This window comes from Alicyclobacillus sp. SO9 (genome assembly GCF_016406125.1).
In the GTDB taxonomy this organism is placed as follows: Bacteria; Bacillota; Bacilli; order Alicyclobacillales; family Alicyclobacillaceae; genus SO9.
This window is the reverse complement of the sequence record NZ_CP066339.1, coordinates 1617374-1631538: the sequence shown is the minus strand read 5'-3', so window position 1 is coordinate 1631538 and position 14165 is coordinate 1617374. Positions and strand designations below refer to the sequence as shown.

The following is a 14165-nucleotide window of genomic DNA, read 5'->3' as shown; positions in this document are numbered from 1 at the left end:
AAAGGGTTCCTTTCGGGTGCCCTGTTCAGGGGGCACCCGATGCATTTTTCACTGAGGGACATTATTTAGTTTGAGATAGAATTTTTGTCCCAATTTTCTGCAACGCATTAGTAGTCTGTTGTGGCGTTAATTTCTTCTGAAGCATTTTAATCACGTATTGCTTCAATGGTGTCTGAAACTGTTGCATGGCTGGATTAGCCCAATCTCTTCCTGGAGTGGGCGGAGTAGCGGCCAACTCATTTTCAAAGACTTTCATTGCATCTGTCACAGTCGGTGTCGCTCCGGGATATTTGAGATCCCCATTAGCTTTCAGAGAACTGAGAAGAAACGCTTGTTCGCAGAATTCTGCGTTAATCTTTGGAGACATGAAATACTTTAGGAAAGCCACTGCCTGCTTTTCTACACCACTTCCCTTGAAAGCTGCTATTTGGTCCGTTCCGGGCACAGTAGAACGTATCGCTTTCTTCGGCAAGTAGGTTGCCCCCCACTTAAACGGGAGGCTCTTATAATTTTGAATCATCCAGTTTCCCGAAAAATCCATAGCGGTCGTGCCGGTTCGGAACAGCGCATTCGGGTTCTCATTGCCTAACCAAATAGATTTTGGAATAATACCCGATTGATTCAGTTGATTAAAAAACGTAAAAGCTTGGGTCGCTTTAGTCGAATTAATCGCCATATGCTTTCCGTTCTTTGTGAAAATAGATCCGCCTGCTTCGTAAATAAGTGTGGAGAACCGAAATGGACTCTTGTCGTAAGCTAATCCTACACGGGCTCCACTCTTTTTCATGACGGTTTTAATAGCATTTTCCCACTGTGTCCATGTCCAGACGTTGTTGGGTGATGTTGGAACTTTGACGCCAGCTTTAGCAAATAACGTCTTGTTATAAAACAAACCGTTTGCGGTTACATCGATTGGTGCTGCTACGAGCCTACCGCTGACAGTTGTGTCTGGTTTCGCTGCATCTAAAAAACTATTGTAAAAAGCAGTTCCGTTCAAATATTTAGATAAATTAAGCAGAGAACTTCCAAACTCGCCTGGGTCTGTTATGCGAGCCAGCGCTGGAGGCTGCCCACCAGCAATCATCGTTTTCAATTTGGTGTTTTCATTACTGTATGGAACAGTAATAATATTGAAATGTATATTTGGGTGAAGTTGCTGGTACTGCTTGGTTATCTTCTTTAGAACCTTACCTTCATTTCCATTGTTAAACCAGAGAATACTAAGAGTCACGGCCTTCTGTGATGAGGTCTTGTTCGTACTGGCAGAGCCATTGGCACTGTTGGCACTAGGACTCCCACACCCAGCCACAATGGTGGTTGCTACGGATGCTATTGCGACAAACGCAAACGCTTTCTTTCCAGCTTTGATTTTCATTAGAATGCCCCCTGTTTGATATTTTTTAGCTCGTTCTAGGTTGCAGTTGCGAACTAACACAATAGACACGTTTTCCAACCACCTCCTTAAGACTCACTCAAGCTCAGTAACATGAAATGGCCAATGTCGAGTTAGTCGAGGACTAAATTTTCCGTTTCCAGTAAAGCCATAGCGGCGGCGCCGTACGCAGCGGCATCCTCTCCTAGTTGGCCCCTTTCAACTGCAATCTTCATTGGAACGAGAGATTGAACCCTGTCACGAATGGGACCAACAAAACTCTCGCCGACCTGAGCAACTCCTCCGCCCAACAACACTCGTTCGGGATTTAAAATCAAAACTAAATGCGATATGGAGAAGGCAATAGACTTCGTCATTTTGTCTATCAAATACAATGAAAGGGGATCGTTGTCCCTAGCTTGTTCGAAAATCTCCGCCATGCCCATTCCATCCTCCAATTTTGAATCTGGAAATTTTGGCTTATAGTACTGTATCTGTTGCTCAATTGCCCGACCAGAAGCCGTCGACTCCAAGACTCCATATGTAGCTAACTGCGTATCCGGCTTGTCAACAAATGGGTCCATGTGGAAGTAGCCAATCTCGCCAGCCATCCCAGACATTCCTCGAAGTACTTTACCGTTAACAATCAGTCCAGCTCCAACGCCTGTACCAACTGCCACAAACGCTACATCCTTGCAGCCCGTCGCGTTACCAATCCATCTTTCTCCAATCACAGCCATATTGACATCATTGTCAACGTAAACTGGCTCAGGCAACTCAGTTAAAAATAGATTTCGAATGTTGACATCGCCCTCGGAAAGCCCTGGGGCAAATTTCACGTCTCCAGTCTCATAGTTGGCAATTGTAGGGATACCAACGCCCGTAGCAACGATTTTGTCGACAGAAATCTCGGATTCATCGAGAAACTTTGCAACGGTTTCCCGAATATGTTGAAGTGCTGACCCGTCTCCGGCCGGGTGTGAGGCGAATTTCGTTCTCGCTATGCACTCTCCTCTTAAATTGGTGACAACTGCAATGGTTTTGCTCCCTCCAATGTCGATGCCCAGGGCATATTTGGAATTCGGAGCAAACTTTAGTTGGGTAGGTCTGCGTCCCCCTTGAGAAGTCGAATCACCGACGCCTTCTTCAGTAATTAGTCCCTCTTCGATAAGTATCTGCACGATTTCAGAAACATTAGAACGACTCATATTAAGTAATTTTGCTATGTAAGCTCTAGATGTTGGCTCAGATCGTTTAATAATTTCAAGGATTCGCAGTCTGTTCTTATGTCTCAAATCGGATAACGTCTCTTTAATGAGTTCCAATAAATATCCCCTCAAACATGTTGGTTTGGTCTCATAACTAACTAATGTGAAATTAACATATTATTTTGAATAGGTCAAGACAATATTTCTCATATCGACCGATAGCGACACTTTATTTAATAGAGCCCATGAATGATGTCATCCATTACAGAGACAAAATCTACGCAAGCAGAGATTTCCTAATAAAACAAGAAATCCTGTGGCAATGACAACTGACCAAGCCATGAGTTCATAGAATACACAGGGGGTGACGGAATTGGAGGTCAAAGTACTTAATAAACCGAGCGAGGAAGCGCGAAGTGCATTCATGAATGTGGTCCAGAGCATAGCGCGCCGGCAAGCAATCGAATTGGTTAAAACAATGGGGAGCGTAGAAGCCGCGCGCGCCCTGCTCAAAAACGAGCAGGAGGCGGAGCAACACTTAAGAAGAATTAGGCCATGCAATCAGCCTGATGAGACAGTCTGAGACTGGCCCATAAGCGCTTCCCGTGGACGAATCCGCCGACTTTATTCATGCGCTGGTGCATGAACCGTATGCACGAACCTTGCCCAACACGCAGAATTTTCGTCCAACGCATTTATCAGCAGGGGTTCTCGAGTTCAAGTATCTATCTCTGAAGAATGCATTCTTCGGCAAAGATTGCTTATACCAGCTCTATCTCATACCCTTTTTTAGTGTCATAACACAAAATCATGTACAGCATCAATCTGGCTTCCCTTTAAGACTATCAGGAACACTTTGGCGGTATAGGAGGCATTGAAGATGAAAGCCGCACTCTATACGCGTGTATCAACAGACATACAGGCTGAAGAAGGATTTTCACTTGATGCTCAGTTAAGTCGTCTACGTGCCTATTGTGAATCACAGGCTTGGGAGATATACGACATCTACACTGACGAAGGGGAAAGCGCTAAAAATCTTCAGCGACCTGGACTACAACGAATGATGGCGCACATACAGGAGCATCATTTAGACATTGTATTGGTCTACAGACTAGACAGGCTTACAAGAAACGTCGTAGACCTTCACAATTTCATTCAGGAGCTTGAGAAGCACAATGTCTCTTTCAAAAGTGCGACAGAGGTATTTGATACCACATCGGCAATGGGACGTTTATTCATCACTATTGTTGCCGCATTGGCTCAGTGGGAGCGTGAAAACCTTGGGGAACGTGTGCGAATGGGACAAGTAGAGAAAATTCAACAAGGGAAGCGTACGGGCGCACACGCTCCTTTTGGCTATAGATATGAGGGGGGGGAATTGGTGCCAGACGGACCGGCAGCTCAATTGGTACAGGATATTTTTGCAAAGTATCTTCAGGGATGGGGAACAATGCGTCTCTTGAGGTGGTTGAATGATACAACCGATCCGAAATTGACCCCCATAAGTGGTCGATGGTCACAAAATACATTGAGATATTTACTAGATAATGATGTGTACGCTGGTTATGTAAGATATGGGTTCGGGAGTCGCAGTAAAGGAGAAACAATTATTGAGCCTGGAGACCATCAACCACTCATCGATAAGGCCACGTGGAAGCATATTCAAAAGCTGCGACAGAAGAAAAAGTCGAGCCCGTCGAGATCTGGCACAGGAAGTTATCCGCTGACTGGTGTCCTTAGATGTGGTCGGTGTGGCGCACCGATGATCGGGAAGGCCAAGGGCCATAAAACAGGAAGACGTTACTATATGTGCTCAGAACGAAACTCATCGAGAACCTGTGATCTCCCATATATACGAGAATTCATACTCAATGCCATGATACGTAAAGAAATTCAAAATATTTACGAAGAACAAGATAATATAGATAAACCAAAAAGGATGGAATTGAAAAACCTCAAACAATCCATGGATTCAAAGCTAGAAGAAATCGAACGTAGGCGAAGTCGGTGGAAAGACGCCTTTGAAGAAGGACTCATTGAGGCCGTAGAAATGAGAGAACGCCTGGATGCTCTTCAGGAACAAGAATTGGAACTCCGTGCTCAGCGTGAACCAGTAGCCAAGGAAATCGACTATAGCGAAGTGGAACTGAAGTTATTGAAGAGCTTCTCTCGAATTTGGCAAGAAGCAAATATGCACGAAAAAAAGCAAGTTGTGAACCTATTGGTGCGGTCCATTACCGTTTACTCTGTCACACAGGTATCCATTGCTTTTGCATGAGTCTGTGGCCATTTGCATATGTAAGCTAAAGCATACAGCGATGCCAGATTACAACAGGAGATCAGACTTCGTCAGGAAGACAATGCGACAGCGTCGGGTCCTGCAGGTGCAGCAAAACAAAATTCTACAGGAGGACGATTGACAGGACCGTCAGCTGCAGTGCGCAGTGTGAAGACGAAAGGACATAAACGTTCTGCACATCAGAAGCACGGAACCCAGGGGCACAGCTCCGGGAGCAAACCGGTCAGACCGTCAAGTCAGTATTCTCAACAAAGCTACCGTTCCGTGCTCCACGAACTGCGCGAAACAAGGAAAAAGCTAAACCGCCTTGAATCCATCCATACGCAACTGACGGAAATGCAGAAAAACCTGGACGAAAAGCTTGTCAATCTGTTTGACAAACTGGAGACTCACTCTGATGCGGACGGTCTGGCCACTCCAGGTCAACCAAATCGACCGAACTTTCAAAAGCAGGTGAGTCCCGCACAGGAATTAAACCAATCCAGTCAAAGCAGCCAACGCCAAAATCACAGTGAGCCGCATAACTCCTGAGAAATAGAGCATACTCCCAGCAGGGGGGATGTGAGTTGAATAAAACTGCACTAACCATCATGATAATTGGTGCACTGAACTGGCTTTTAGTGGGACTGTTCCGCTATGACTTGGTCGCTGCCATCTTTGGCGGCACAGCAGCACCTATCAGCCGGATTGTGTACGTGATTGTCGGAATCGCTGGTCTTTATTCTATTTCCATGCTCTTTACTGATTACAGGCGGGAAGCCAGGTAAGACACATTACAACAGCAGAGGCAGCAAACAGGTGTGCGCAGATGCCGCACACCTGTTATCTTTCACTTTAACAGTCTGGTTCAGACTTCCAACAGCCTGGTTCATGGGGCGCAGGCAGCAGGCCTGTAGCAAACGCGATGCTCTCGGCTGTGGTTGGACCTGTAAACCGAAAGGTTGACTGCAAACTCGCACGTATTTCCTCAGCGGGCTTCCTTTGTAACAGTTCAAAGAACCGAGACAGTGAGCCGTGTTGTTCGCTTAATTGAAGTGCAATTTGAGCATTGGCTACTGCAGCTTCAATTTTTTTACGATGCCGTATAATACCTGCATTCTGCATTAAATTCACAATATCCGTACCGGTCATTGCAGCAACGCTTCGGGGACTAAACTCATGAAAAGCAAGTCGAAAATTGTCCCGCTTATGCAGAATGGTCTTCCAACTTAATCCGGCCTGAAATGTTTCTAAAACTACTTTTTCCAGCCACTCTGCATCAGAAGCAGGCGCCACGCCCCATTCCGTGTCGTGATACTCAATCAACTGGGCATCATTTGCCCAAGCACATCGTTTTAAGTCAACCACATCAATGCTCTCCACATCTCGTCACCTGTTTCCGAGTTTCAGCTTTTGCCTGTCCTATCATTGTACAGCAAAACGGTGCGGCTCGTACCCGCACCTCAGCTCCGTAAATGACTATCTTCATTTGCCAAAAGAATTTTTATGCCTTGTACCTGTATCCTGTGCTCTTGGCCACTTGCACCTGCACTTGCTTTTGAAATGCTATGGTATTCGGCGGAACACGGAATGCCTCGAGAAAGCCCAGGCTTTTTGTAAACTGCACACTACGCTCATTTGCCGCTTGCACAAACACTTCCATCGTTTGCACGCCTCTCTGTACTGCCTCTTGCTCCAAGTGCTTCATTACTGCAGTTCCCACACCCTTGGACTGAAATGCTTTGTCAATGACCAAGGAACTGATATGCATTTTCTGGTCAGGTCCAACCAAATACGAGTAATATCCAATCCGTTTTCCATCAGATTCGAAAACCGTGACAGGGGCTCCTGACTGAATAAACGACATAAATTGTTCTCTTGGGAACGGTTCCCCAAAAGTCTGTTGGTGAATCTGACCAAGTTGCTCTTCCGTTAACTGCAAAATGTAAGTGTCATCCTCCACGACACGAGGACGGAACTGTAGTTCTGGCTTTTTGGTCTTCGTTGCTTTGGCCTTGCTCTTTCCGCGCGGGGGCTTTGTTCCCGCTCTGCGCGTTCTTGGTCGAAGTGAACTTTTTTGATGCATGCTGACACGCCTCCTCTATTCCCGCACAAATTGCATGTTCTTACACAGCCTATGCGAGTGTTCGGGCGAATGTCATTCATTCATCTTATTCACTGACCGACAGGTCACTTGGACGCTCTGGATTTTTTACTCTTATCCTGCTTGCTGCCTCTGCCGCCTTTGGCAACCTTCCCTTTTTGGGCATCCTTCTTACCTGCACTCCCCTTAGCAGCATCTTTTTTCGCTGTCTTCTTTTTCTGCACAGGGGGTGCGTAGACATTTCCAATATAGTTGCCCGCTATCTCAACCTTGTATTTGTGGTTGGGTTCTATCTTCTGATACTGCTCCTTTGACGTCTGAAAGGTAACGGTTTGCATGCGGCTCATTTGGATGCCCTTTACGGTTTGTGAGAGGTTGACACGACCAATCACTTGATAGGTCTTTACTTTCATGTACCGTAACATTCCCGTTTTTGGGCGTTCACGAACCATCTTTTTATTAAGCACAAAAATATCATGGCGTTCCTTCGCTGCATTGTACTGCTGGTCAAAGGTCCGCTGGCGCCTGCGAGCCCAAATGAACACAACGATGTACGCAGCAATCAGTACTACTGTCACAATCCCTAGTATGATCCAAGATTTCAATGTCTTTTCCTCCAGACAGACGGTCCGCCCGACTCCAGTGCTTTACTCTGTGTTGTGTACAGAGACCACATCGAAGCAAGCAGAGAAATAAGTTGGCTGCTGTCCATTGTAGCAATAAACCATCTACTCTAAAAGTATGACGCAATAAGTTCTCTCATACAAATTCCCTTGGCAGACGCTGCAGGCGTCGTGCACAGCAAAGCGGAACAGCAACAGCACCCGAGTCTAATCCATCCTGCCTCGTTGCAAATGGGGATCATACAGGCTTTGCGTAGCGCTTAGGAAATTCCTTGAGTCCAACAGAAGGATGAAACATGACTTGCATGACTGTTTCTGTCTCCTCGCTTTGACCAATCGGTTTCTCTCGGATCTCAAGGACCACGCCTTCTCCATGTTGGAAATGCCGAACGTGATCGCCAGGTTTCCAGTCGTAAATGTCCTCGTTCAGTAAACTCACCCGCTGTATCGTGTGCTCGGGCAACTCCGCGAGAAAGCGAGACGGTTGCCGAAAGCTGCTTTGACCATACAAGGTCCGTTCCGAGCAGTACGTCAAGTGCAGGGCATTCTGCGCGCGGGTGATACCCACGTAGCAGAGGTTCCTCTCTTCTTCAATTCCAGCTTCGTCATCCATCGATCTCGAATGAGGAAACAGTGTTTCTTCAAGTCCGATAAGAAAGACCACCGGGAATTCCAGTCCTTTGCTGGAGTGAAGGGTCATCATCCGAACTGATTCGTCGGTCTGTCCCTTTTCCTTATCCACGTCACTGAGGAGTGACACTTCCGCGAGGAATTCCATTACCGTTCCCTGACGCCGTTCATCAAACCTCTTGGTGACAGTAAATAGCTCTTCAATGTTCTCGAGCCGCTGTTTGTCTTCTTCCTTATTGCTGTTTTCGTATATTCCCCTGTACCGCGTTGCGTGAAGCACTTCAGCGACATATTCAGATACAGGCATTCCTTCCATCCACATGACAAGTTCTTGAAAAATATCATGCAGCTGCTTGGCGGCTTCAGCCGCCTTTTCCGACAGCCCGGCTTCCCGCCCCGAATTGAGCGCCTCCAGCAGAGTCATGTCTTCTGTATGCGCATAATTCAACAGCTTGTCTACTGTCTGCGAGCCGAGACCGCGCTTAGGAGTGTTAATGATCCGAAGCAAAGAAATTTCGTCTTTTGGATTCGTCAGTACCCGTAAATATGCCAGAATGTCTTTAATCTCTCGTCTGTCGTAGAAAGTCCATCCGCCGACAATCGTATAGGGCACAGCTTCTCCCATGAAAGCTTCTTCGAGAACTCGTGATTGTGCGTTCGCTCTGTACAGGACGGCGCAATCGCCGTATTTACCTCCGTCCTTCACATAAGCTTGAATTTGGTCCACGACATACTTGGCCTCGTCTTCTCCCTCTGTCAGTCCGCAGACGCGTACGGGTACTCCCTCACCCCGTGTCGATTGCAGCCTTTTGTCTTTTCTGCGGCGATTGTTTCGAATCACGTGGTTGGCTGTCTCCAGGATGTTTTGTGTCGATCTGTAATTTCTCTCCAATACGATAACGCTGGCATCGGGATAGTCACTTTCGAAATTAAGAATGTTGCTGATATCCGCACCTCGCCAAGCATAAATAGCTTGGTCCGAATCTCCGACAACGCAGATATTGCGGTGCTTCTCAGCCAGCACCCGAACAAGTTGATACTGTGCATGATTGGTGTCCTGGTATTCGTCTACATGTAAATACCGAAACTTTTCCTGGTATTTCTCAAGTACTTCGCCATCTTTTTTTAGAAGCGCCACCGTATTTCCAATCAAGTCGTCAAAATCCATCGCGTTTGCCCCAAACAGCCGTGACTGATAGATATCGTAGACGTCTCGCGCCACTGCTTCAGCCTGCGAAGATACTTTGCCTCGCACCACTTGTTTTGGAGATGACAAACTATTCTTCCACTTTGAGATTTGAGCCTGTACGGCCCGTGAGTCAAACTTCTTTAAATCGTAATTGGCGTCAAGCATGGACTGCTGTACCAGTGCTTGTTGGTCATCTCCGGACACAATGCTGAAGGAAGGAGTATACCCGAGTTTTTCAGCTTCTCTTCGAAGGATGCGAACGCAGATGCTGTGGAAGGTCCCCATCCACAAGTTCTCAGCTCGCTGGCCGATGAGTGCGCGAATTCGAGACTGCATTTCCTTTGCTGCCTTATTTGTAAATGTAATCGCCAGAATGTGGTGCACTGGAGTGTTCTCTACATCAATGAGGTATGCAATGCGACGGGTCAGTACGCTGGTTTTCCCGCTTCCTGCGCCGGCCACAACAAGAACTGGTCCGCCCGTCGTTTCAACAGCCATGCGCTGTTCCGGGTTGAGACCTTTCAGCAACTGCCGCGACAGTGTTGAAAGGTCGTTGGATTCTGAGGAATGGGTCATGCTGTCATCCACCTTATTATCATGAAGTTGCATGCTTATCATGATAAAGAGCACAGGCGAAGCAATCAACCCGAAAGAAAGTCTTTTCGTATGCACGGGCGACATTTCTCTGCTCTTATGCCCCCGCAGCCTTTGATCCTGTCTGTTTACTATCCTTTTGTGCGCCACTGTACAACGCATCGATTTCGTTTGCATAGACTTCCAGCACTTTTTTTGCCCGCACCTTCAAAGTCGGAGTTAAGAGTTCATTCTCGATGGTAAAAGGCTCGCGCGCAAGAATAACAGCTTTTGGTTGCTCGTATTCTGCAAATTCCACAGTACGTTTCTTGATTTGATGCATTAACATCTGGCGAAGTTCTTCTTCATCGGGCCAGTCAAGCGGCCTCGCACCCGAATGCTGTCGCTGATATTTGCGTCGAACAGCAACAGCGTCAGGGACGACAATAGCGCTCACGAATTTGCGCCCATTTCCAACCAACAGTACCTGTTCTATGAGCGAAGTGCCCAGAATTGCTGACTCTACCGGGGCAGGTGCAACATTCTTTCCCGTAGACAGTACCAGCAGATTCTTCTTCCGATCCGTTATCTTAAGGTACCTATCGTCGGTCAAGAGCCCAATATCACCAGTGCGAAACCACCCTCCGTCCAAAAATGATTCTTCCGTTGCCTTTTCATTTTTGTAGTAACCGGAGGAAATGCTGTCACCCCTGACCACAATTTCACCGTCGTCAGCAATCTCTAATTCCACATTCGGAAGCACCTTCCCGACTGTGCCTTTACGTGAATCTGACACCGGATTTGCGGCAATGACGGGGGATGTTTCTGTCAAGCCATAGCCTTCAACCACAGCGATGCCCAATGCAGTAAAAAACTCAAAAATATGCGGTGCCAGCGGTGCCCCGCCCACAACAATGAGACGCAGACGGTCACCGAGCAGTTGTCTAATTTTCCGAAATACCAGTGCGTCATAGAGCGAAAGAAAGGGGGCAAAGCGTTTCTCCACACGAGCCTTGATACCTGCCTTTACGGCCCTCCGAAAGAGCCAGCGCTGAATGAGGGGAGCGGTCTTGATTTTATGATATACGCCCTCATGCACCTTCTCCAAAAGTCGTGGAACCGTCGTGAAAACAGTGGGCGGCATCTCGGCAAACTCGCTTACTATCTCGTTGATGCCGCGCGAGTAGACAATACTTGCCCCGTTGTATATCTGGTACCACTGTGAAGCTGTTCTTTCAAAAATATGTGAGAGTGGAAGATAGGAAATAGAGCGGTCAGTAGGGTGAATCTTGATGAGGGTGCTGATTCCTTCGACATTCGCCAACAGATTCCCGTGGGTCAGTTTGACGCCCTTTGGCTTCCCTGTCGTACCAGACGTATAAACAAGGGTAGCCAAATCATCTCTGTCAAGGCGTTGCCACGTTTGCATCCATGCAGCAGCTTCCAATACATGAGGTTTATCCAACCAATCAAAGAAATGGTAATAGGCCCAGCCTGCATCTGAAATTCGCCGTTCAAGGTCCTTGTTACCGTCAAGAGCCGTCTCAAAAGCACAGATAAATGTGATATTCGTGGTCCATTCGTTCTGCAAAGCCAGTACTTTTTCGATTTGAGCACCGTCCTGCAGAAAAATTCCTTTCACCTCTGCATGATTCAGGATGTCAAAAACGTGTTCTGCTTGCACATTGGGGAACACAGGGACAGTTACTGCACCAAGACTCATGACAGCCAAATCAGTAATGGGCCACCAGGCTCTGCTTTCGGATATCAAGCCGATTTTATCGCCCGGTTCAACGCCCATTTCATGCAACCTGCCTGCGACCTTACGAATGTCGTTCCAGAATTCGCTGTAAGTCCACGTTTGGTAACCGTCCTCTTTCCGCGGGTTCCAGAACGCGGTTTTGTCTCCGTAACGCTCCACTGTATTCGCTGTCATTTCCAGCAAGTTGCGGTGCTTCCTCATGGCGCATCTCCTTTCAAACCCATGTGGACTAGTCCGGAATAGGGTGAATCCGCTTTCTTATCCCCTCTAACGTACCAGCAGAATGACACTTCGTCAATAATGGATTTTTCAAACTAATCTATTCATAGTTTTTACTTGGCTGTGAGATAGCTGCGACTCTGCATGATGGCTGCATGAAACGTGGTAAGATGAACAAAAAGTAAATTGGAGGATGTCTGTATGAAGGCTGCTTTTCTCGCTATAGACGGAGCCGCGTTGTGGCAAGTTGCATTATTACAAAAGCTGCTGCATGATGACGGTTGGGTATGGCGGACAGTAACACTGGACGGGAGACCGGTACACAGCGACGGAGGCATTGCCTTGGCTGCTGATGCAGGACTGACTTCAGTCGCTCCCCGCGACTTCGACCTTCTCCTTATAGCCGGAGGAGAAATTCAACCGACAACGGTTGCAAACGCAGGTCTCCATAGATTTCTGCGGCAATTTGACGGTCAAGGCGGCTGGATTGCGGCAAGCTGTTCTGCATCTGTTTATTTAGGGGCAGCAGGTCTCCTCGGCGGAAGACGTTTTGCGGCCGAACGTGAAACAGTCGATGAATGGTTGTCTGTTTTCAGCAAGAGTATGCTGGTGGACGAAGACGTCTGCACCGACGGCAACTTCATTACGGCAAAAGGCATGGCACACGTTGAATTTACACTTGAAGTGTGCCGGCGAATTGGGGCGAAGGTTGATGACCAAATTCCTTAAGCAAATTGTGTTAATGGCGCTGGTGATTGCGGCATTTGCTGTCTTGCGGCATCGTGCGCCAGTTATCTTGCCCGCACCTTTGCAACAGTACATCCACGGACAACAGATTAGGCTTCCGGTTGCCACAGGCGCACCGCTAACTGCCAATTCCCCGAGTTGGAGTCTGGTGCAAACGAAACATCACACATATGAAGTTTTCGTTCGATACAAAGGACAAATCAAGGGCAAGTTCGATGCTGGCACCAAAATAGCCAGCAGCGCTTCCGGACAGGATTTTTCCACTGCCGGAAAAGCTGAGTTTGGCGCAAAGACCTACAATGCATCCATCATCCATGTCAATCCCGACGGCAGGTCTGGTTTCATCACATTTATCAATGCTTCGAGACAACCGTCGGGATGACAACGTGGAAGCATGAGACTGCTAACGACTGCCGACACTCATGACAGAAGAATTCCCTAAGCACCGCAGGTGGGTTGGATAGACTTTCGCGAGGTCTTCGACAATAGCGCTGGCTGTGGGTAATGCACCCGCTCCTGGACCTGAGAGGAGTATGTCACCGACAATGTCTCCCGACAGTTCCAGCGCATTTTGCACTCCGTTCACGTGATACAGCACATCATCTGACGATAGCAGCTGCGGTCCGACATGCATTGAGGTAATGCAGCCGTCTGCAGCAAATTCAGCGCTGACAACGTGTTTTATCCTTTTGCCTTGCGCCAGAGCTTGCTGAATGTCCTGCTGTGTGACTTGTGAAATACCTGACGGTTGTGCTTTGAATTCTGCAATAGTCACCGTTTTGGACACGTACTTCGCCAAGATCTGCAATTTAAATGACGCGTCCAACCCTTCGATGTCCATGGTCGCATCCGGCTCAGCGTATCCCAACTCTTGTGCCTCAGCCAGCGCCTCTGCAAACTCTGTCCCGTCGGCGTGCATTTTCGTCAAGATGTAATTCGATGTTCCATTCACAATTCCCCGCAGTTTGCGAATCTGATTCACACGAAAATAAGTCTCTAAAGTGTGCAGAGCCGGAATCCCGCCGAGAACACTGGCTTCGCATTCCAATCTCACATTTCGGCTTCTTGCAAGCTCATAAAGAGCCCCGCCTTGGGTTGAAAGCAGTTCCTTATTCGCGGTCACCACATGTTTCCCGTGCTGTAATGCAACGGAGACAGCGTCTTTGGCCGCAGTCTGGCCGCCCATGACTTCGATGATTACGTCAATGTTGTCATCAGTACAAACACGCTTCCAGTCATCACACAACTTAGCTACAGGTACAAAGGACATGCGCGGACGAGTTAAGTCGGCTACAGCTATCTTCTCAATTTCAACGGGCCTCCCAAATACTGCTTCAATCCGCTCACGATTTTGCTGCAAAACTCGGACGACACCGGTTCCGACAACGCCGCAGCCCAATAATCCAATTCGAATTGGCTTCACGATTTCTCTCCTTTGTCTAGCGTCGTACTTTTTCGTC

General features: G+C 47.6%; 13 protein-coding genes. 5 read left to right on the top strand and 8 right to left on the bottom strand.

Annotation, left to right across the window (positions count from 1 at the left end; genetic code table 11):
- Positions 1–61: 61 nt before the first annotated feature.
- Both GI364_RS07315 and GI364_RS07310 read right to left on the bottom strand, forming a co-directional pair.
- Positions 62–1375 carry an ABC transporter substrate-binding protein gene (locus GI364_RS07315; protein ID WP_198852979.1) on the bottom strand — a complete coding sequence of 438 codons (1314 nt, stop codon included), beginning with the start codon at positions 1373–1375 and terminating at the stop codon, positions 62–64.
- Between the two features lie 131 nt (positions 1376–1506).
- Positions 1507–2697 (bottom strand): ROK family transcriptional regulator, encoded by a 1191-nt coding sequence (locus tag GI364_RS07310; protein ID WP_198852978.1) that lies wholly within the window; start codon positions 2695–2697, stop codon positions 1507–1509.
- 763 nt (positions 2698–3460) lie between these two features.
- On the opposite strand from GI364_RS07310, the gene GI364_RS07305 reads away from it, so the two are divergent.
- The 3 genes from GI364_RS07305 to GI364_RS07295 all read left to right on the top strand — a co-directional run bounded on the left by GI364_RS07305 (position 3461) and on the right by GI364_RS07295 (position 5646).
- Complete coding sequence (locus tag GI364_RS07305; protein WP_198852977.1) at positions 3461–4858, top strand: recombinase family protein; 1398 nt, start codon at positions 3461–3463, stop codon at positions 4856–4858.
- A gap of 138 nt (positions 4859–4996) precedes the next feature.
- Complete coding sequence (locus GI364_RS07300; protein ID WP_198852976.1) at positions 4997–5410, top strand: hypothetical protein; 414 nt, start codon at positions 4997–4999, stop codon at positions 5408–5410.
- A gap of 35 nt (positions 5411–5445) precedes the next feature.
- On the top strand, positions 5446–5646 hold the full coding sequence (locus GI364_RS07295; protein WP_198852975.1) for a DUF378 domain-containing protein: 201 nt from the start codon (positions 5446–5448) through the stop codon (positions 5644–5646).
- Between the two features lie 67 nt (positions 5647–5713).
- On the opposite strand, the gene GI364_RS07290 is transcribed toward GI364_RS07295, so the two are convergent.
- From GI364_RS07290 to GI364_RS07270, 5 genes are all read right to left on the bottom strand, one after another.
- Positions 5714–6241 (bottom strand): DNA-3-methyladenine glycosylase I, encoded by a 528-nt coding sequence (locus tag GI364_RS07290; protein WP_198852974.1) that lies wholly within the window; start codon positions 6239–6241, stop codon positions 5714–5716.
- 121 nt (positions 6242–6362) lie between these two features.
- Positions 6363–6944 (bottom strand): GNAT family N-acetyltransferase, encoded by a 582-nt coding sequence (locus GI364_RS07285; RefSeq protein WP_198852973.1) that lies wholly within the window; start codon positions 6942–6944, stop codon positions 6363–6365.
- 104 nt (positions 6945–7048) lie between these two features.
- Positions 7049–7567 (bottom strand): hypothetical protein, encoded by a 519-nt coding sequence (locus GI364_RS07280; RefSeq protein WP_198852972.1) that lies wholly within the window; start codon positions 7565–7567, stop codon positions 7049–7051.
- A gap of 256 nt (positions 7568–7823) precedes the next feature.
- Positions 7824–9980, bottom strand: coding sequence for an ATP-dependent helicase (locus tag GI364_RS07275; protein WP_198852971.1), 2157 nt, complete (start codon positions 9978–9980; stop codon positions 7824–7826).
- 115 nt (positions 9981–10095) lie between these two features.
- Complete coding sequence (locus GI364_RS07270; RefSeq protein ID WP_198852970.1) at positions 10096–11940, bottom strand: AMP-dependent synthetase/ligase; 1845 nt, start codon at positions 11938–11940, stop codon at positions 10096–10098.
- A gap of 219 nt (positions 11941–12159) precedes the next feature.
- Here GI364_RS07270 and GI364_RS07265 point away from each other — a divergent pair, with 219 nt between their 5' ends.
- Together GI364_RS07265 and GI364_RS07260 are read left to right on the top strand one after the other, a co-directional pair.
- Positions 12160–12687, top strand: a complete 528-nt coding sequence (locus GI364_RS07265) for a DJ-1/PfpI family protein (RefSeq protein WP_198852969.1) — start codon at positions 12160–12162, stop codon at positions 12685–12687.
- Positions 12671–13087: a hypothetical protein gene (locus tag GI364_RS07260; protein WP_198852968.1), complete on the top strand. Its 417-nt coding sequence runs from the start codon at positions 12671–12673 to the stop codon at positions 13085–13087. The genes GI364_RS07265 and GI364_RS07260 overlap by 17 nt, the downstream gene beginning before the upstream one ends.
- Positions 13088–13108: 21 nt before the next feature.
- Here the strand turns inward: GI364_RS07260 and GI364_RS07255 are convergent, their stop codons facing one another.
- Positions 13109–14128, bottom strand: a complete 1020-nt coding sequence (locus GI364_RS07255; protein ID WP_233096048.1) for a homoserine dehydrogenase — start codon at positions 14126–14128, stop codon at positions 13109–13111.
- Positions 14129–14165 lie beyond the last annotated feature (37 nt).

Excerpts from the sequence above, each read along its gene's own strand:
- GI364_RS07260 (WP_198852968.1), top strand. The coding sequence starts at position 12,671 with ATGACCAAATTCCTTAAGCAAATTGTGTTAATGGCGCTGGTGATTGCG.
- GI364_RS07275 (WP_198852971.1), bottom strand. The coding sequence starts at position 9,980 with ATGACCCATTCCTCAGAATCCAACGACCTTTCAACACTGTCGCGGCAG.
- GI364_RS07265 (WP_198852969.1), top strand. The coding sequence starts at position 12,160 with ATGAAGGCTGCTTTTCTCGCTATAGACGGAGCCGCGTTGTGGCAAGTT.
- GI364_RS07315 (WP_198852979.1), bottom strand. The coding sequence starts at position 1,375 with ATGAAAATCAAAGCTGGAAAGAAAGCGTTTGCGTTTGTCGCAATAGCA.
- GI364_RS07305 (WP_198852977.1), top strand. The coding sequence starts at position 3,461 with ATGAAAGCCGCACTCTATACGCGTGTATCAACAGACATACAGGCTGAA.
- GI364_RS07285 (WP_198852973.1), bottom strand. The coding sequence starts at position 6,944 with ATGCATCAAAAAAGTTCACTTCGACCAAGAACGCGCAGAGCGGGAACA.
- GI364_RS07270 (WP_198852970.1), bottom strand. The coding sequence starts at position 11,940 with ATGAGGAAGCACCGCAACTTGCTGGAAATGACAGCGAATACAGTGGAG.